20 protein-coding genes are annotated in these 18,844 nt (G+C 59.4%); 18 read left to right on the top strand and 2 right to left on the bottom strand.

Annotation, left to right across the window (positions count from 1 at the left end; all coding sequences use genetic code 11):
• Positions 1–76 precede the first annotated feature (76 nt).
• Positions 77–535, bottom strand: a complete 459-nt coding sequence (gene tnpA / locus ACGHEN_RS09540; RefSeq protein ID WP_055287554.1) for an IS200/IS605 family transposase — start codon at positions 533–535, stop codon at positions 77–79.
• A gap of 627 nt (positions 536–1,162) precedes the next feature.
• Here tnpA and ACGHEN_RS09535 point away from each other — a divergent pair.
• The 16 genes from ACGHEN_RS09535 (at position 1,163) to nagA (ending at position 16,019) form a co-directional block, all read left to right on the top strand.
• Entirely contained in the window at positions 1,163–2,122 is a 960-nt protein-coding gene (locus ACGHEN_RS09535; protein ID WP_390399024.1) for a substrate-binding periplasmic protein, read from the top strand.
• Positions 2,123–2,439: 317 nt separating this feature from the next.
• Positions 2,440–3,024, top strand: a complete 585-nt coding sequence (gene hpf / locus ACGHEN_RS09530) for a ribosome hibernation-promoting factor, HPF/YfiA family (protein ID WP_055310422.1) — start codon at positions 2,440–2,442, stop codon at positions 3,022–3,024.
• 79 nt (positions 3,025–3,103) lie between these two features.
• The gene (locus ACGHEN_RS09525; RefSeq protein WP_343001421.1) at positions 3,104–4,057 is read left to right on the top strand and encodes a DegV family protein; all 954 of its coding nucleotides are present in this window, start codon (positions 3,104–3,106) and stop codon (positions 4,055–4,057) included.
• Between the two features lie 98 nt (positions 4,058–4,155).
• Positions 4,156–5,235, top strand: a complete 1,080-nt coding sequence (locus ACGHEN_RS09520; protein ID WP_195232797.1) for an NAD(P)-dependent oxidoreductase — start codon at positions 4,156–4,158, stop codon at positions 5,233–5,235.
• Positions 5,236–5,240: 5 nt separating this feature from the next.
• Positions 5,241–5,669, top strand: coding sequence for a hypothetical protein (locus tag ACGHEN_RS09515; RefSeq protein WP_390399021.1), 429 nt, complete (start codon positions 5,241–5,243; stop codon positions 5,667–5,669).
• A gap of 15 nt (positions 5,670–5,684) precedes the next feature.
• Complete coding sequence (locus tag ACGHEN_RS09510; RefSeq protein WP_089572411.1) at positions 5,685–6,383, top strand: hypothetical protein; 699 nt, start codon at positions 5,685–5,687, stop codon at positions 6,381–6,383.
• 6 nt (positions 6,384–6,389) lie between these two features.
• A complete protein-coding gene (locus ACGHEN_RS09505; protein ID WP_390399019.1) occupies positions 6,390–7,475 on the top strand; it encodes an isocitrate/isopropylmalate dehydrogenase family protein in 1,086 nt (361 codons plus the stop codon).
• Positions 7,476–7,601: 126 nt separating this feature from the next.
• Positions 7,602–8,696 (top strand): hypothetical protein, encoded by a 1,095-nt coding sequence (locus ACGHEN_RS09500; protein WP_390399017.1) that lies wholly within the window; start codon positions 7,602–7,604, stop codon positions 8,694–8,696.
• 631 nt (positions 8,697–9,327) lie between these two features.
• The gene (locus ACGHEN_RS09495; RefSeq protein ID WP_022094613.1) at positions 9,328–9,771 is read left to right on the top strand and encodes a PTS sugar transporter subunit IIA; all 444 of its coding nucleotides are present in this window, start codon (positions 9,328–9,330) and stop codon (positions 9,769–9,771) included.
• On the top strand, positions 9,771–10,052 hold the full coding sequence (yajC, locus tag ACGHEN_RS09490) for a preprotein translocase subunit YajC (protein WP_022094612.1): 282 nt from the start codon (positions 9,771–9,773) through the stop codon (positions 10,050–10,052). Before ACGHEN_RS09495 ends, yajC begins: the two co-directional genes overlap by 1 nt.
• A 36-nt stretch (positions 10,053–10,088) precedes the next feature.
• Positions 10,089–10,571, top strand: coding sequence for a PTS N-acetylgalactosamine transporter subunit IIB (agaV, locus tag ACGHEN_RS09485; protein WP_022094611.1), 483 nt, complete (start codon positions 10,089–10,091; stop codon positions 10,569–10,571).
• A 90-nt stretch (positions 10,572–10,661) separates the two neighbouring features.
• A complete protein-coding gene (locus ACGHEN_RS09480; protein WP_022094610.1) occupies positions 10,662–11,462 on the top strand; it encodes a PTS sugar transporter subunit IIC in 801 nt (266 codons plus the stop codon).
• Positions 11,452–12,534: a PTS system mannose/fructose/sorbose family transporter subunit IID gene (locus ACGHEN_RS09475; protein ID WP_055251210.1), complete on the top strand. Its 1,083-nt coding sequence runs from the start codon at positions 11,452–11,454 to the stop codon at positions 12,532–12,534. Before ACGHEN_RS09480 ends, ACGHEN_RS09475 begins: the two co-directional genes overlap by 11 nt.
• A 185-nt stretch (positions 12,535–12,719) precedes the next feature.
• On the top strand, positions 12,720–13,451 hold the full coding sequence (locus tag ACGHEN_RS09470; protein ID WP_022094608.1) for a GntR family transcriptional regulator: 732 nt from the start codon (positions 12,720–12,722) through the stop codon (positions 13,449–13,451).
• Positions 13,452–13,565: 114 nt separating this feature from the next.
• Entirely contained in the window at positions 13,566–14,732 is a 1,167-nt protein-coding gene (locus ACGHEN_RS09465) for an SIS domain-containing protein (RefSeq protein ID WP_035137674.1), read from the top strand.
• 117 nt (positions 14,733–14,849) lie between these two features.
• On the top strand, positions 14,850–16,019 hold the full coding sequence (gene nagA / locus ACGHEN_RS09460) for an N-acetylglucosamine-6-phosphate deacetylase (RefSeq protein ID WP_117847910.1): 1,170 nt from the start codon (positions 14,850–14,852) through the stop codon (positions 16,017–16,019).
• 75 nt (positions 16,020–16,094) lie between these two features.
• Here the strand turns inward: nagA and ACGHEN_RS09455 are convergent, their stop codons facing one another.
• Entirely contained in the window at positions 16,095–16,679 is a 585-nt protein-coding gene (locus ACGHEN_RS09455; RefSeq protein WP_225093927.1) for a flavodoxin domain-containing protein, read from the bottom strand.
• 156 nt (positions 16,680–16,835) lie between these two features.
• Here ACGHEN_RS09455 and ACGHEN_RS09450 point away from each other — a divergent pair, with 156 nt between their 5' ends.
• On the top strand, positions 16,836–17,717 hold the full coding sequence (locus ACGHEN_RS09450; protein WP_117847913.1) for an aldose 1-epimerase family protein: 882 nt from the start codon (positions 16,836–16,838) through the stop codon (positions 17,715–17,717).
• A gap of 59 nt (positions 17,718–17,776) precedes the next feature.
• Entirely contained in the window at positions 17,777–18,712 is a 936-nt protein-coding gene (locus ACGHEN_RS09445; RefSeq protein ID WP_055251199.1) for a hexose kinase, read from the top strand.
• Positions 18,713–18,844: the final 132 nt, after the last annotated feature.

The following is an 18,844-nucleotide window of genomic DNA, read 5'->3' as shown; positions in this document are numbered from 1 at the left end:
GTCTAAAGGCGCGGGCCCGGACTTCGTCCAGGCCTAGTGCATCTTGACCCGTGGCGCGCCGGTCGAACCGGCAGCATCACCCCCTCTTGAAGGGGTCCTCGTACTCCTTCACGCTCAGCTTGTCCAGCGCGATGTCGTGGGACTCCTGCTCCCTGATGTACTTGGCGATCGTCGCCTCGTTCAGGCCGACGGTGGACACGTAGTAGCCCTCCGCCCAGAACTTCCTGTTGCCGAACTTGTACTTGAGGTTGGCGTGCCTGTCGAATATCATCAGCGAGCTCTTCCCCTTCAGGTAGCCCATGACGCTCGCGACGCTGTACTTCGGCGGGATCGCCAGCAGCACGTGCACGTGGTCGGGCATCAGGTGCCCCTCGATTATCTCGATCCCCTTGTACTCGCACAGCTTCCTGAGGATCTCCCCTATGTCGCTCCTGATTTGGTTGTAGATCACTTTGCGCCTATACTTCGGCGTGAACACGATGTGGTACTTGCACATCCACTTCGTGTGGGAAAGGCTGTAGGCCTTCTGGGCCATGGCGACCACCCCTTCGACTCGAATTCTTGACGGCCTGAACAATCGTCAATATCGGTCGGAGGGGTGGCTTTGTAAAGCCGTTTGTCTCCACCCGCGTAGCGGGTGGTTTAAAGCTGGCCGCTGCGCGGCCAGCGGACTAAAGTCTTGAATCAGAGCGCGTGCAGCCCGCCCCGACCTGCGAAATCTGTGCTCGCGATGCGAATAACGTCCCTAACCTTAAACTATAGCTTGAACTTAGCTATAATGCCCTACGTTCCTGCCAGGCTGTGGTTGCGGACGGACGAAATGCCCATCCTAGTCCAAGACAGACGCGGTCAAAGGGATCCACGTAAGCGACCGCGTGCGCGCGGCGCGATCATGGCGCGTCCTAGATGTAAGCCGCACCGTCCGTTCTACTTTCTTTGGGGCAATACCGCCTCGCGGGCGAGCGGGCCAGTCGTGAAGGTGGCTGCGGCCTCCCGAGCAAACGCCCCGGTGCGCAAGTGTGGGGTCAAATACCAGGTCAGCTGGTGGGAACAACCCGATATTCCGTGCAGGGAACGGATTGTATACGACACAGAAGGCAGGGTAGTGGACATGGTGAGGGGCAGCTTGATGCATGCGGCTCGGTTAGGTGCTGGGACCGCGGTGGTCATTGCCGTTTTGGGCCTGAGTGGATGTGCGTTCAATCCACTGTCCACGTTCACGACGCCCACGATCGACCAGATCGAGCGCGAGACCGTTACCCCCACGGTATCGGACGATGCCCTGGTCACGCCGGGAACCCTGACGGTCGCCCTCGATACGTCCGATGCACCGCAGGCCATGCAGGATGCCGACGGAAACCTCACGGGCTATGCGGTCGATGCCGCTCGTGCCCTCGCATGCCGCATGGGTCTCAAGGTCGCCTTTGTCGATGCGTCCTCGGCCGATTCCGCGCTCAGCGATAAAAAGGCGGACATCTTCATTGGCGACATCAAGTCTGCGGGCGGCGACATCAGCTCGCTTGGCACCTGTCTGTACGATGCCGCCGCCGTATTCGGCAAGAGCAGTGACGGCGAGTCGCTGAGCGTTTCCACCGAAACGCTTAACACCGCTACCCTGGGCGTTCAGACCTCCTCGGCCTCGCAGGAGGCGCTCGCCAAGCAAAGCATCACCGCCAACCAAAAGACCTTTTCCAACATCAATGAGTGCTTTGAGGCGCTCGAGTCGGGCGAGGTCGATTACGTGATCTGTGATTCCACGGCTGGTGGCTACCTCGCGCGTCTGATGAGCCAGATCTCCTATGTCGGTACGCTCGAGGCGCCCTCCACGCTTGGCGTCGCAGGCCTAAGCTCTAACGATGAGCTGTGCCGTGCCGCGAGCGATGCCCTCGATGGCATCACGGTCGATGGCACGCTCGAGGCAGTCCACTGCGTCTGGTACGGACAGATGCCCTATGACCTTACCGCCAAGACCGTTTCGGGGGCCAATGTGCAGGCATCCGACTCCACGTCCAACGAGACCGAGTCCTCCGATGACGACGCCTCTGATAACAACGGCGACAGCCCGTCGTCTAGCCAGGAGGGCACCATCACCGACGATGACATCAACAAGCTCAATAGCTAGTTATTGGTAGGGGTGGCGCCTGCCATACATTGAACGAGGCACTTCTTCACGGTTTCAACACGCATGGCCGGGTCTCCCAAATAGGGGAGCCCGGCTTTTCTATTTTGGTAAAACTAGCAGGTCAAAGCTAATTTCCAGGAGAAAAATTAACTCCGTCGACGCCTTCCTATAGCGCACTTTGCCACGGAAAAGTGCGAGACTTCGGTATGCGGTATCAAGCAGTCGTTATTCGGGTCTTTGGGAATTCGCGTGATTAAATGCACGGCAATGGGTACATAGCCAGTACGGTAAGTCCCCGAGGCAGATTGGAGCCACGTATGGATATCAAGGTTTCTGGACGCAAGACGACGGTAACCGATGCTCTGCGTGCGCATGTGGATGAGAAAATCGGCGAGGCGCTCAAGGTTTTCGACATCGAGCCCATGACAGTCGACGTCGTGCTTCGTTATGAGAAGAACCCCTCGAACCCCAACCCGGCAATCGTCGAGGTCACGGTTCGTGTCCGCGGTTCTGTGATTCGCGTTGCCGAGCACGGCGCAGATATGTATGCCGCCATCGATCTCTCCGCCGATAAGGTCACCCGCCAGCTGCGCAAGTTCAAGACCAAGGTCGTGGACAACCGCCAGGGTGGTGCCAGTGCCGCGGATGTCGCGCCGGTCGAGCGCGTCGAGGATCTGGCCGACCTGCTGCTGCCCGAGGAAGAGGACGATCTGCTCGTCCGCGAGAAGGTTATCGACGTCACCCCGATGACCGAGGAGCAGGCGCTGGTGCAGACCGATCTGCTGGGCCACGACTTCTACGTGTTCGAGAACGCGACGACCGGTCTCATCAATGTGGTGTATCACCGTAAGAATGGTGGATATGGCATCATCAAGCCCCGCATCGAAACACTTGACGAGTAAAATACGTTAACTTGCATGAGTTAACGGTTGGCGGCCATCCCATGCGGGTGGCCGCCTTTTTACGTAAGGAGTCGCTTTGATGGACAAGGCCGCATCCGCCGGTCATTCGAACCGTTGCCGCATCGTCGTCGATACCTGCTGCGACTTTAGCCCCGAGGTCGCCGCGAACCTTGATGTCGATATCCTGGGTTTCCCCTTCATTATCGATGGCGAGGAGCGCACAGACGACATCTGGTCGAGCATGAGCCCTAAGGAGTTCTACGACCGCATGCGCGCCGGTGCCCGCGTGTCCACCTCGGCTGTGTCGCTCGGTCGCTATATCGAGTTCTTTACCGAGTGCGCCAAAGAGGGCACGCCCACGGTCTACCTGTGCTTTACCTCGGCGCTGTCGTCGAGCTACAACTCCGCGTGCCAGGCGGCAGATGCCGTGCGCGCCGAGTATCCCAACTTTGAGCTCTACGTGGTCGACAACGCTCTGCCCTGCGCGACCGGTGCGCTCTTGGCGCTCGAGGCCGTGCGCCAGCGTTCGGCAGGACTGACTGCCAAGCAGCTGGTCGATTGGGCAAACGAGGCCAAGACCTACGTACACGGCTACTTTACGCTCGAGAGCTTTGATGCGCTGGCTGCCGGCGGTCGCATTCCGCCCGCGGCGGCGCAGCTCACGGCAAAGCTCGATGTCAAGCCCGAGCTCTCCTACGACCTGGCCGGCTCGCTGTCGCTGATCGGCGTCAACCGCGGCCGCAAGAAGGCGCTCAAGTCCATCCTCAAGTCGTTCCGCGAGAACTACGTGCCCGATCGCACCATGCCCATCGCCATCATGACGGCCGATGCCGAAAAGGATGGTGACTGGCTCGAAGCCGCCATCCGCAAGGAGGAGGGTTGCGCCGACGTCACGATCATTCGCGGCTCCGTGGGTCCCACCATCGGCTCGCACGTGGGCCCCGGCATGGTGGGCTGCGCGTTTTGGGGTAAGAACCGCGCCGACAAGGCGTCGCTTTCCGACCGTATCGCCCGCCGCGTGCGCGGTCAGTAGGCAAGCGCTGCGTCCGTAATCGCCCTCGACTCACAGCCCAAACGCTGGCACCGAGTATTCAACCTGGTAACAACACCCAACCCAAAAGGAAAGGTTTCATGGCAAACAAGCTCTCCGTCGCATTCATCGGCACCGGAATTATGGGTGCCCCCATCGCCGGCCACATTCTGGACGCTGGCTATCCCGTCACGGTCAACAACCGCACCAAGTCCAAGGCTGCAGCGCTCGTTGAGCGCGGTGCCGTCTGGGCCGATACGCCGGCAGATGCCGCGGCGAACGCCGACGTCGTCTTTACCATGGTGGGCTATCCCTCCGAGGTCGAGGAGCTCTACCTGGCGGGCGACGGCCTGCTCGCGTGCACTAAGCCCGGCGCGGTCCTGATCGACCTCACCACGAGCTCGCCCGAGCTGGCGCGCGACATTGCCGAGGCCGCCCAGGTTTCCGGCCGCATGGCGTTTGACTGCCCCGTCACCGGCGGCGAGTCGGGTGCTATCGCCGGCACGCTTACGGCTATCGTGGGCGCTACCGAGAACGACATTGCACCGGTCCGCGATATCCTTTCCACCTTTGCGGCAACCATCTGCTGCTTCGACGGCGCCGGCAAGGGCCAGGCTGCCAAGCTCGCCAACCAGGTGTCGCTGGGCGCCTGCATGGTCGGCATGGCCGATGCGCTGGCGTTTGCCGAGCTGAGCGGCCTCGATCTGGAGAAGACCCGTCAGATGATTCTGGGCGGTACCGGCAAGTCCGGCGCCATGGAGAGTCTGGCGCCCAAGGCGCTCGACGGCGATTACAAGCCCGGCTTTATGGTCGAGCACTTCATCAAGGACCTGCGCTTGGCGCTCGCCTATGCCGACGACCGCGAGCTTGCGCTGCCCGGCGCCGACGTGGCCTTTACGCTCTACGACATGCTCGATGCCATCGGTGGCGCCAAGCTGGGCACCCAGGCCATCACGGTGCTCTACAAGGAGGAGGCCGACGCCATCGCCGCCGGTCTTGACTGGTCGCAGTATCGTCCCGAGGAGCATGGTGCTCACGAGGAAGGCTGCGGTTGCGGCGAACATGGCGACGACCACGAGTGCGGTTGTGGCCACCACCATGGCGAGGACCACGAGTGCTGCGGCGGCCACGGCCATGACGACGGCCACGAGTGCTGCTGCGGCCACCATCACGGGGAGTAGCGCCCATGAGCTGGACGTTCGTGGTGCTTGCGCTGGTGCTCTTTCTCTTTGCGATCTACATTGGCTTTTTGTGCGGCCAGTGGGCGTGCGAAAAGCGCGTCATCACCAAGCGTGACTACTGGATTGCCAACTTTGCGGGAGCGGCGGCAGTCATCCTGCTGACCTGGGTGTTCTCGCTGTTCCCGCTAGTGCAGTTTGCGCCGATCGGCTGGCTCGGCGGCTTTATCGCCGGCCTTAAAATGAGCTTTGGCGAATCCGTCGGCCCGTGGTGCAAGCACGACGAGGTCTTTAACGTCAACAAGGCTCACCGCGCCGCCGCCGACGCGGGCGACGCCGAGGAGCGCCGCCGCGCGCGTCGCAATGGCGCGGCCGACCGACAGCTCATCTCGGTCACCGATGACAGCAAGGGTGCTGGCAAGCACGCTAAGAAATAGTAAGAAGAGGTAACTATGGCAGAAAATAAAGACGAACAGCTCACCGACGAGGAGCTGGCACAGCTTCAGCTGGCAGAGGAGAATGAGAACGCCGTCGACCGCCTGGTCCAAGAGCTCGGCTGCCCCACGCGCCGCATCCGCCAGTTTGCCGCCCGTGTGCTGCACCTGCTTGCCGAGCGCGATCCGCAGCGCGTCGTGCCCTGCGTGCCAGCGCTGATCGAGGCGCTCGACCGCCCCGAGGCACAGACCCGCTGGGAGGCGCTCGATGCCCTGGCGGCGCTCGCCACCACCTGCCCCGAGCAGATGGAGGACGCCTTTGAGGGCGCCGAGACCGCGCTGTTCGACGAGATTTCCTCCACGCTGCGCTATGCCGCCTTCCGCCTGCTGTGCGTGTGGGGCGCCACGAGTGTCGAGCGTTCGCGCGAGGCTTGGCCCATCCTGGACGAGGCCATCCAGTGCTACCACGGCGACCTTGAGTATCGCGATATGCTCGGGTGCCTGTACGAGTTTGGCCAGGGCGAGATTGACGCCGAGGTTGCAGAGAAGCTTGCGCTGCGCCTTAAGTTCGATGCCGAGAACGGCAAGGGCAGCTATCTCAAGGCCCGTTCGAGCGAGATTTGCGAAATGCTTGTTAAACGTTTTGGCCTGGATCTCTCCAAAAAGAAGAAGCGTGCTAGCGTTAAAAAATCTGACGACGCCGAAGACGAGGAGTAACAGATTATGGCGCACGATGTAGTCCTGATTCCCGGTGACGGTATCGGTCCCGAGATTACGCAGGCAATGCGCCGCGTGGTCGAGGCCACCGGCGTCCAGATCAACTGGAACGTCCAGGAGGCCGGCGCCGGCGTCATGGACGAGTTTGGCACGCCGCTGCCCCAGCACGTGCTCGACGCGGTCGCCGAGACCAAGGTTGCCATCAAGGGCCCCATCACCACGCCGGTCGGCACGGGCTTCCGCAGCGTTAACGTGGCCCTGCGCAAGCACTTTGACCTGTATGCCTGCGTGCGTCCCTGTCTGTCGCAGCCGGGCGACGGCTCGCGTTTCCGCGACGTCGACCTGGTCATCGTGCGCGAGAACACCGAGGACCTCTATGCCGGCATCGAGTTCGACGAGGGCGCAGCCGAGGTCGAGGAGCTCTCACAGCTCATCGAGCGCTCGGGCCAGAAGACCTTTGCCGCCGATTCCGCCATTTCAATTAAGCCCATCTCCATCGCCAAGAGCCGCCGTATTGTGGAGTACGCCTTTGAGTACGCCCGCCGCTGCGGCCGCAAAAAGGTGACGGCCGTGCATAAGGCCAACATCATGAAGGCGACCGACGGCCTGTTCCTGCGCGTGGCGCGCGAGGTGGCCGCCAACTATCCCGATATCGAGTTCAACGACAAGATCGTTGACGCTACCTGCATGGGCCTGGTCCAGAACCCCAACGACTTCGATGTCCTGGTGCTGCCCAACCTGTACGGCGACATCGTGAGCGACCTGTGCGCCGGTCTGGTAGGCGGCTTAGGCATGGCCCCCGGCTCCAACATCGGTGCCGAGTGCGCCATCTTCGAGGCGACGCACGGCTCTGCGCCCGATATCGCTGGCCAGGATATCGCCAACCCCACGGCCGAGATTCTCTCTGCTGCGATGATGCTCGATCACCTGGGCGAGAACGACGCTGCCAATCGCATCCGTGCCGCCGTGTCTGCCACGCTCGACGAGGGCGAGCAGGTTACCGGTGACGTGCGTCGTGCCCAGACCGGCTCCGTCGAGGGGGCCGTGGGCACGCAGGCCTTTGCCGATGCCGTTATCGCGCACCTGGCCTAAGACATGCAGGCTGCAAATGCCTAAATAGTACTTAAGTGTTTGCGTATAACCTAAGAATCAATACGCCCGGCACTCTGTCGGGCGTATTCTATTGAGGACTATGTTTCCTAACAAGGAGTAACTGATATGGGTCTGATTCAAAAGAAGGACGAGAAGGACGAGATCGACGGCATCCAGATCATCGAGCGCGGCGAAGGCCCCGACGGTGACGAGGACGAGAAGATCGATCTGGTCGCCGGCACGTCTGCCGAGCATATTGCTGCCGGTACGACGGCCGAGGAGGAGGACGCCCGTCTGGAGGCTCAGATTGCCGCGGATGCCGCTGACGAGAATTTGATGCCCGAGGCCCAAGATGAGGACGACGATATCCTGGGTTCCGACGAAGACGACCACGCATCCAAGCACAAGAAGACGATGATCGCCGCCTTCGTGGTTGCCGTCGTTATCGCTGCCGTGGTCGGCTTCTTTATTGGCAATGGCGGCTTTGGCGGCAAGGGTGTCGGCTCGTCGACCCTGACCGAGGACCAGCTCGATTCGACCGTGGCAAGCTATAGCTACAACGGCAAGAAGAGCGACATCACCGCGCGCGAGGCCATCGAGAGCCAGTACAGCCTCGATACCGTCAAGGATAGCGATGGCAACTACACCGCTCCTTCTGCCGATGTCATCCTGTCCTACGTGCGCAACAAGATCCTGCTCGATGCCGCCGAGGACGAGGGCATTACCGTCTCCTCTAAGGAGATGAAGAAGTACGCCGAGGATTCCATCGGCACTTCGGACTACAAGACCATGGCCACGCAGTATGGCGTGTCCAAGGACCAGGCCAAGCAGATCGTCCGCCAGTCCGCGACGCTGCAGAAGCTCTACAAGAAGAAGGTGGGCGATAGCTCCGCAAGCATGCCGACCGCCCCAACCGAGCCTTCTGACGGCAACGAGGAGACCGCGAGCAAGGATTACGCCGACTACATCATCAACCTTGCCGGCGACGAGTGGGATAGCGAGAAGGGCACCTGGAAGGACGCCGGTGGCACCTACGCTAAGGCGTTCGCCGACGATGCCTTTACGGCCGATAGCGCGACCTATAAGCAGGCCATGACTGCCTATTACACCGCCTATCAGCAGTACTCTTCGCAGGCTTCGAGCGCCAGCTCCAAGTGGACCGAGTATGCTAACGGTCTCTACGCCAAGGCCAACATCAGCATCTACGGCCTGTTTGCGTAAGGTTTGCCTGCACTACTGTGCGCTAGCCGATCTGCCTGATTTAGCCCGCTAGAACGGACAACGTTCTAGCGGGCTTTTTGCTGCCGAAACCACTGGAGTAGGCCTCGCGCCCGCGCAAGCGCTCCATTGTGTTTCCCTAATTCATCTGGGAAAACGACTGCAAACGATTGCAAGTAACCGGTGAACGGTCGAAAACTACCGTTCACCGATAATCTCAAAACTGGTTCTAACTGGTATTAAGTCAAAAAGACCAATTCACATATCTTCACAATGACCTGCAATTTTTCTACACGCTATTTTTAGCCGCCCTGCGTTGTTTAGACACAGGAAAAGATCCGATCTTTTGCCAAAGCATTTCGGAACGGTTTCAAAACCGCAGGTAGAAGTGTTAACGACCGGTAAACGGTCGATTTATCACCGTGAGCGGTGCAAAAACGTTTTACCGTATGAATCAACGAAAGCGACCTCTTCTGGGGTGATATAGTGACAACAACACGTCACGTGGTTACTACCAGTTTAGAAACCACTGGTCTTCAAAGCACGCTTTCTAAGAAGCTTTAAGGGCGAGCGCCCGCTGGCTTCCGAAAATCATCGGACTCAGATCGTACACACCTTCGGAAGGGAAATTTGAATGGTTGGCTTTATTCTTACCGGTCATGGACAGTTCGCACCCGGCCTCGCAAGCGCTATCGCTATGGTTGCTGGCGACCAGCCCGCTTTTACCGTCGTTCCTTTTGAGGGCGACCAGGCTGCTTCCTACGGTGAGGATCTCCGCGCCGCTATTACCGCCATGCGCGAGGAGTGCGATGGCGTGCTCGTCTTTACCGACCTGCTTGGTGGCACCCCGTTCAACCAGGCGATGATGATTGCCCAGGATGTCGACAACGTCGAGGTTCTGACCGGCACCAACCTTCCCATGGTTATTGAGCTTCTGTTCCTCCGCGGCAACGCCACGCTCGCCGAGCTTGGCGAGCAGGCCGTGACCGTTGGCCAGACGGGCATCACCGCCCAGACGGTCGCATCCGTTGCCGGCTCCGACGAAGAGGATATCTTCGGCGACGAGGACGGCATCTAATGGCCGATTTCGGAGCCAACGTCCTGAGCTCCTCGGTCGCCCTTTTAGGCCTGCTTGTCATCATGGGCTTGATTTACACCATCTGGTCGCAAATCAACATGAAGAAGAAGCAGAAGTACTTCAAGGAGCTGCACACCGAGCTCAAGCCGGGTCAAGAGGTTCTTTTCGCCGGCGGTATCTACGGAACCGTCAAAGGCATCGAAGGCGAGAAGGTCCAGATCAAAGTCCGATCCGGAGCCGTCGTAGATGTTTCGCGTTACGCGATTCAGGAGATCAAGTAACTGTCGTCAGCAAATAACGAAAGGAAGCTGATCAACATGGCAGAACCCAACATTCTTCTTACCCGCATCGATAACCGACTGGTTCATGGTCAGGTTGCCACCCAGTGGAACTCCACCCTGGGCTCCAACCTCATCCTCGTCGCTAACGACGACGTGGCGTCCAACACCATGCGCCAGAACCTCATGAAGATGGCCGCTCCCGCCGGCGTCGCTACGCGTTTCTTCTCTCTGCAGAAGACCATCGACGTCATTGGCAAGGCGAGCCCGCGCCAGAAGATCTTCATCGTGGCCGAAACACCGGAAGACGTGCTTACGCTCGTCAAGGGCGGTGTGCCTATAAAGAAGGTAAACATCGGCAACATGCACATGTCGGAAGGAAAGCGCCAAGTCGCCACCTCCGTCGCAGTTAACGACGAGGATGTCGCTGCGTTTAAAGAGCTGCAGGAATTGGGGGTGGAGTTGGAGATCAGGCGCGTTCCGAGCACGCCTGTTGAGGACACGAGCAAGCTCTTCTCGTAATCCTCGTGATCCACGTTGTCAGGAGTGAAACCCTGACGTTCTGTACGTGAAATCCAAAGTGCGTACATACATTTTGAAAGGAGGAGCAAGATGGAATACTCGATCATCCAGATCGCTCTGGTCTTCGTCGTCACGTTCATCGCGGCAATCGACCAGTTTGACTTCCTCGAGTCTCTCTATCAGCCCATCGTCACCGGCGCCGTCATCGGTCTTATCCTTGGCGACCTCAACACCGGTCTTCTCGTGGGTGGTACCTATCAGCTCATGACGATCGGCAACATGCCGATCGGAGGCGCTCAGCCGCCTAACGCCGTCATCGGCGGCATCATGGCAGCCATTCTCGCTATCGCCACGGGCCTCGAGCCCAACGCGGCAGTCGGCCTCGCCATTCCGTTCGCTCTGCTTGGCCAGCTTGGCGTTACCCTGGTCTTCACGCTTATGTCCCCGCTTATGTCCACGGCCGATAACATGGCTCACAACGCGGACACCAAGGGCATCGAGCGCCTGAACTACTTCGCCATGGCTCTGCTCGGCCTGATCTTCGCTGTCGTCGTCACCCTGTTCTTCATCGCTGGCGCTACCATCGGTCAGACCATCGCTTCTGCCATCCCGACTTGGCTGCAGACCGGTCTCTCCGCTGCAGGCGGCATGATGCGCTTCGTCGGCTTCGCCGTCCTGCTCAAGGTTATGATGAACCGCGATATGTGGGGCTTCTTCCTCATGGGCTTTGGCCTCGCGCTCATCACCGTTGCCAACGATTCGCTGGCAACCCCTGCTCTGCTCATCCTCGCTCTCATCGGCTTCGGCATCGCTTTCTGGGACTTCCAGCAGCAGACCGAGCTGAAGGGTGCAGCTGTTTCTGACGGAGGTGACTTCGAAGATGGCATCTAATGAGTATGTGATCCCGGAGCACTACGAGGATCTCACTCCTGCTCCGCAGCTCGACCAGAAGACCCTCAACAAGATGGCTTGGCGCTCCTGCTTCCTGCAGGCATCGTTCAACTACGAGCGCATGCAGGCCGCTGGCTGGCTTTACTCTATCATCCCCGGTCTGGAGAAGATCCACACCAACAAGAACGACCTCGCGGCTTCCATGAGCCACAACCTGGAGTTCTTCAACACCCACCCGTTCCTTGTCACCTTTGTTATGGGCATCGTGCTTTCGCTCGAGCAGAACAAGGTTGACATCCCCACGATCCGCGCCGTCCGCGTCGCCGCAATGGGCCCGCTCGGTGGTATCGGTGACGCCCTGTTCTGGCTGACGCTCGTGCCTATCACGGCCGGCATCACCTCCAACATGGCCATCAACGGCAACGCCGCTGCACCGATCATCTTCCTGGTGATCTTCAACGTCGTCCAGTTCGCTCTGCGCTTCTGGCTCATGAACTGGTCCTACAAGCTTGGCACCAGCGCTATTGACGCTCTGACCGCCAACATGCAGGCCTTCACGCGTGCCGCTTCCATCATGGGCGTCTTCGTCGTCGGTTGCCTGGTCGTCACCATGGGTGGCACCCAGATCAACCTCCAGATCCCCAACGGCACCACCCGTGGTCTCTCCGCTACTACCGTGATCGTCTCCGAGAAGGAGGCCGAGAACTTCACCGGTATGGAGGGCATCGATACCGAGACCGCTGAGGCCGGTACCATCGCCATGACCGATAAGGACGGCAACGCCCTTACCGCTTCCGATGCCGACGGCAACGCTGTCGAGTGCGGCGTCACCGATCTGGGTAACGGCATGGAGTCCGTGACCTACGGCACCGTTACCGAGGATCCGGTCAACTTCTCTGTTGCCGACACCCTCAACACCATCGTCCCGAAGCTCGTCCCGCTTATGCTTACGCTGCTGCTTTACTACATGTTCGCTAAGCACAGCTGGACCCCGACCAAGGGCATTCTCCTGCTCTTCGTCCTTGGCATCCTGGGCGCTGGCCCGCTTGGTCTCTGGCCGAGCATCTGGTAAGGCTCTAGCTTGAGGGGTGTGTCCCTACGCGGCTCACACCCCGACCCCTTAAGCCATGTGTATGTTAAAAGCCGCGTGCTCGAAAGAGCGCGCGGCTTTTGTTTTCTTAATGATTCGGGTGTGGCAGACAGATAATGCATAACACCCTAGGTAGTTAGCCGAATTCGAGCAAAAGGGAGGATAGGATGGCGATCGGAGCGCGTAAGCAACCGCTGTACGATCAGCTGGTCGATATTCTGACCGAAAAGATTGACCATGAATATCGCGCCGGTGACATGATTCCTTCCGAGCGCGAACTTTCGGAGCGCTATGGTCTCTCGCGCACTACGGTACGCCTGGCTCTGCAGGAACTGGAGCGTTTAGGACTGGTGGTTCGGCAGCACGGTCGCGGTACCTTTGTGACCGACCGTTCGGCAAAAGCAACCAATCTTATGCAGTCCTACAGCTTTACCGAGCAGATGCGCGCGATGGGTCGAGAACCCGAGACCACGATTCTCGAGTTTTGCGAGATGGAGGCCGATAAGAATCTGGCCGAGCATATGGGATTGCGCATCGGTGATCGCATTTTTAAGCTCAAGCGTCTTCGCTCTGCCGACAACATGCCCATGATGGTCGAACGCAGCTATCTACCGGTTCGTCAATTTCTGTCCCTAAAGCGACCGCTGCTGGAGCGTAAGCCGCTTTACGATGTGATTGAGCAGGACTTTCAGCAAAAGATTCGCGTGGCCGAAGAGGAGTTCTATGCGAGCATAGCCCGTCCCACCGATGCCCACCTTTTGGGAATTGTCGAGGGCTCGCCTGTGCTCGATTTGGTCAGGACTACGTATAACGAGTCAAACGAGGTAGTGGAGTACACACTTTCGGTTGCTCGTGCCGATCAGTTTAAATACAAGGTTTACCACCAGCGCAGTAACTAGTGCTCGCATCGTTTCCATATGGTGATTCTTTGCATTTAACTGGTTACTACCAGATAACCAACCGAAGTGTATAATTGCACGTCAGAGGATTACTTCTAGAGAGAGGTATTAGAAATGTTCGAGAAGAGTGTCGAGGAGCTCACCGAGCTCGGCGCCCAGATCACCACGGCCGAGATTGCTCAGCAGCCCGAGCTTTGGCGTGATACGCTCAACATCTATCGCGAGAACAAGGAGGCCATCGAGGCCTTCCTGGCCGAGGCTCGCGCTATGGGCGAGGGTCGTCTGTCCGTTGTCTTCACCGGTGCCGGTACGTCCGACTACGTTGGCGATACCTGCGCCCCGTACCTGCGTCACGCTGGCAACACTGATCTCTACGACTTTAAGCCCATCGCCACGACCGACATCGTGAGCGCCCCGCGCGACTTCCTGCGCGCCGAGGATCCCACGCTCGTGGTTTCCTTTGCCCGCTCTGGCAACAGCCCCGAGAGCCTTGCCGCCGTTGCCGTTGCCAAGGAGCTCGTCCACAACGTCAAGTTCCTCAACATCACCTGCGCTCCCGAGGGCAAGCTTGCCGTCGAGTCTGCCGATGATCCCAATGCGCTGACGCTGCTCATTCCGCGCGCCAACGACAAGGGCTTCGCCATGACCGGTTCTTATTCCTGCATGACCCTGCTCTCCACCCTTATTTTCGACACTGCCTCTGACGAGCAGAAGGCCGAGTGGGTCGAGACGATTGCCAAGATGGGCGAGGAGGTCATCTCCCGTGAGCCCGAGATCGCCGATTACCTGGCTGGCGATTTCAACCGCGTGACCTACTTGGGTTCTGGCTCCTTCGGTGGCCTTGCTCAGGAGAGCCAGCTCAAGATCCTCGAGCTCGCTCACGGTCTGGTCGCTACTTCCTACGACACCTCCATGGGCTATCGTCACGGACCTAAGTCCTTCGTCGACGATAAGACGCTCGTCTTCGTGTTCGTCAACAACGACGCCTACACCCGTCAGTACGACATCGACATCCTCAACGAGATCGGTGGCGACGAGATCGCTCAGCACACCATCGCCGTTCAGCAGGAAGGTGCCACCGTCTATGAGGGTGAGTCCTTTACCTTTAAGGGCTACGAGGCGCTTCCCGAGGGCTACCTTGCCCTGCCGTTCGTGATGTTTGCCCAGGCTATCAGCCTGCTCAACTCCGTCCGCGTGGGCAACACGCCCGATACGCCGAGCCCCACCGGCACGGTCAACCGCGTGGTTAAGGGCGTGACGATTCACCCCTTCACCGCTTAATCGCGTCCCCCTGTAAGGGCGCCCGTCCGCTCATAACGGCGGGCGGGCGCTTTTTGTTTTACGTGAGCTGGGTATAAGCATTACCACAGTCAACTGCTTTAGAAGCGAGGAGTGCATATGAGCACGTACGCAATTAAGGCTGACAAGTTCTTCTTGCCGGCAGGCCCGCAACTGGGCGGCTATCTTATGGTCGAGGATGGCGTTTTTGGCGCCTGGCAGGCCGACGAGCCCTCTTGCGAGATTAAGGACTACACGGGATCGTGGATCGCACCGGGTATGGTCGATACTCACATCCATGGCTTCTACAACCACTCAACTACCGATAACGATCCCGAGGGCATCGATATCAGCTCAACCGAGCTCGCCCGTCGCGGTACCACCAGCTGGCTGCCCACGACGTTCACCGATGGCGTCGAACAGATCAAGGACGCCTGCGCTGCTATCGCCAAGGCGGACGAGGGCCGCGGCCCCGACTTCTGCGGTGCCCGCATTCAGGGCATCTACCTGGAGGGCCCCTTCTTTACCATGAAGCACGTGGGCGCGCAGAACCCCGCTTACCTGATTGACCCCTCCGAGGAGGTTTTCGACCAGTGGCAGGAGGCTGCGGGCGGTCGCATCGTTAAGAGCGCCATGGCCGCCGAGCGCGACGGTGCCGCTGCTTATGCGGCTGCTCTGAACGCCAAGGGCGTGGTGACCAGCATCGGTCACTCCGACGCCACCTACGATGAGTGCATCGCCGCTATCAATGCCGGTGCCAGCTGCTTTACGCATACCTATAACGGCCAGCGCGGTCTGCATCACCGTGAGCCCGGTGTCGTGGGTGCTGCCATGTCCACGCCCGAGACCTACGCCGAGATCATCTGTGACGGCAAGCACGTAAACCCTGCCGCCATCAAGGCACTGCTGCAGGCAAAGGGCTGGCAGCACACGGTGCTCATCACCGACTGCCTGGGCTGCGGCGGCATGCCCGAGGGCAGCTACACCAGTGGTGGCATGGACGTCATCATGAAGGACAACCTGTGCTGGCTCGCCGACGGCAAAAGCATTGCCGGCTCGGTGCTCACGCTTGCCCAGGGCGTCAAGAACATTGTCGATTGGGGCATCGCCAGCGCTGATATCGCCATTCGCATGGCAACCGAGGTGCCGGCTCGCTCTGCGCACATCGAGGATAAGTGCGGCAGCATCATGCCGGGTCGCGACGCCGACTTTGTCGTGTTCGACCATGAGCTCACCCTCGTCGAGACGTATGTTGGCGGCCAGAGCGTCGGCAACGCCTTTACCGATTAACGATAGAAAAAGACGGCGGGCCCGAATCTGCTCGGACCCGCCGTATGGGTTAAACGCTCAAAAGCACCTTAACAGTTACAGCTTGTTAACGATCTTCTTTGCCGTGCGCTTGACGCCGGCCACAAGACCCCCCGCGGGATGCTCCTTTTCGTATGCTAGACGCTTCTCGCGCTTGGCGTACTCTTCGACGATGATGTCGCCATACTCGTCTTCGATCTTGTCGAAGAAGTCGACGGCGCCCTTAATTTCCTCAGCGGTCGGGTGTCCCTTCTGGACGCCGCCGGTGAGTTTGAACGGCCCCCACGTATCAAAGCCGGGACAGCCGTAGACGCCCATAAAGATGGCCTGCCTCATGCGGCAGATGCCATCGATATCCTTGCCGTACCACTTGTTTTTGCCACCGTAGGTCATAAGGCCAAACACCTTGTCCTGCGGCTGCAGCACGTTCGTGAGCACGCGTGCCATGTCCTTGTCGATCTCGGAGTAATAGATGCCCGTGGCGACACCGATCAGATGGTATTCGTGCAGGTCGGGGTACTCGTTTTTACCGAGTGACTTCACGTCGAGGGTATCGATCTCGGGGTGCGCCTCGACGATGGCGTCCACGAGCTTTTTCGTATTGCCGTGGTGGTGTGAGGCATAAAGGATGATGGTTCGCATAAGAAGGCCTTTCAGCTGTAATTGCATCAATGTCTGTATGGTACCCCGTTGCATGGCTGGGAAACCGGACGCATCGATGAACGTGCGGGTTTGTCCTTTGGTCAGGGCCGAGACGGGTTCTTGCGAGCAAAAAGCAGTTGTTCGAAAGGATGGACAATGGAATACGCTCTCTCCAACGATTCGATTTCTATCAAGGTCTCCACGGCCGGTGGTTCGTTTACCTCGATTGAGGCAGGAGGTCGCGAGTACTTGTGGCAGGGCGATCCCGCCGTGTGGTCCGGCCAGGCACCGATTTGCTTCCCGATTTGCGGAGGTTTGCGCGATAACAGCGCCATGACGTTTGCCGGACATCATGTGAAGCTCGCCCGCCATGGGTTTGCGCGCAAACAGGAGTGGAAGCTGCTGAGCCAGAGCGAGAACGAGCTGGCGATGTGCCTGGCTTCGGAGGATAACGCCGCGCTGCTGAGCGATTATCCGTATCCGTTTAAGCTTGTCGCCCGCTATACGCTCGAGGACGCCGCCGTGCGCGTCTCCTATGAGGTTACCAACGAGGGCACCGAGGACATGCCTTTCTTTATCGGTGGACACCCCGGCTTTAGGTGCCCGCTCGATGAGGGCGAGGCCTATACGGACTACGAGTTGCGTTTTGAGAAAGACGAGGCTGCTGAGCTTTGCGCTGCCGTCCCCTCGACTGGCTTGATTGACGTGACCAACCGCTCCAAGAACCCCATGGTGGGAAAGACGCTGCCTCTGTCACATGAGCTCTTCGATTTTGCGGAGACCATCTTTGACGTGCTCGAGAGCCGTCAGGTCACGCTTTCCAAAAAGGGCGAGGACAAGGGTGTTCGCCTGAGCTTTGAGGGCTTCCCGTACCTCATTGTGTGGAGCAAGCCCGAGGGTGATTTTGTGGCAGTTGAGCCCTGGGGCGGTCTTTCGACCTGCTCCGATGAGGACGACGTGCTTGAGCACAAGCGCGGCTGCCTTATCGCCAAGCCCAAAGAAACCATCGTGCGCTCGTTCACAATCGAGATTCTGTAGTCGCATGTAGCCAATTCGTTTTGCAAGGCATAAGGAGCCTGCGAGATAAGGAGCTAGAAATGATCCTCACCGTTACGATGAACCCGTCCGTCGATACGCGCTATCAGCTCGATGAGCTCATTATCGACGACGTTAACCGCGTGACGCCCGAAAAGACCGCCGGCGGTAAGGGCCTCAACGTGGCCCGCGTCCTGGGCCAGCTGGGCGACGATGTCGTGGCAACCGGCTTGCTTGGTGGTCATATGGGCGCCTATATGGCCGAGCTCATGGATGCTAACGGCATTAAGAATGATTTTGTGCCCATCAAGGGCGAGACTCGCATTTGTCTCAACATCCTTCATGCTGGCAACCAGACCGAGTTGCTCGAGAGCGGCCCGACGATTGCCCCCGAGGAACTCGATGCCTTTACCGCCAAGTTCGCCGAGCTTGCGAGTAAGGCCGATGTCGTTACCATCTCGGGTTCGCTGCCCCGCGGCGTCGAGGCGGACTACTACGCCAAGATTACGGGCATTGCTGAGAACGCCGGCGCCAAGGTGCTGCTTGATACCTCGGGCGCCTCGCTCGAGGCTGCGCTCAAGTCCGAGGTCAAGCCTGAGCTGGTCAAGCCTAACCTGACCGAGATCAACGGCCTTCTGGGCACGAGCTTTACCACCGACGATGTGGACGAGCTCCGTTCCGCGCTCGCCTCTGACGCCCGCTTCTCCGATATCCCCTGGGTCGTCGTATCCATGGGCGCTGCCGGCTCCGTTGGTTTCCATAACGGCCGTGCGTTCCGCGCCAAGACGCCCGATATCCCCGCCGTTAACGCTACGGGCTCTGGCGATTCGACCATTGCCGGCTTCGCACATGCGATTGCTGCCGGCGCCGACGACGAGACGGTGCTGCGTACCGCCAACACCTGCGGCAAGCTCAATGCCATGGATCCCATGACTGGCCACTTGGTTATGGATCGTTGGGACGAGGTTTACAACGGCGTTGTCGTGACCGAGCTGTAGGAGCTTGTGCTGCGGCCCCGGCATCGGTTGCTAGCTCATGTCGACGACAAGTGCAGTAGCATTATGCCGGGGCGCGACGCCGACACTGTCGTGTTCAATCCCGACCTTACCCTGGTCGAGACGCATGTGGGT

Origin of the sequence: Collinsella sp. i06-0019-1H4, assembly GCF_042849575.1 — a bacterium.
Lineage (GTDB): Bacteria > Actinomycetota > Coriobacteriia > Coriobacteriales > Coriobacteriaceae > Collinsella.
The sequence above is the reverse complement of the archived record's forward strand: the minus strand, read 5'-3'. Positions and strand labels throughout refer to the sequence as shown.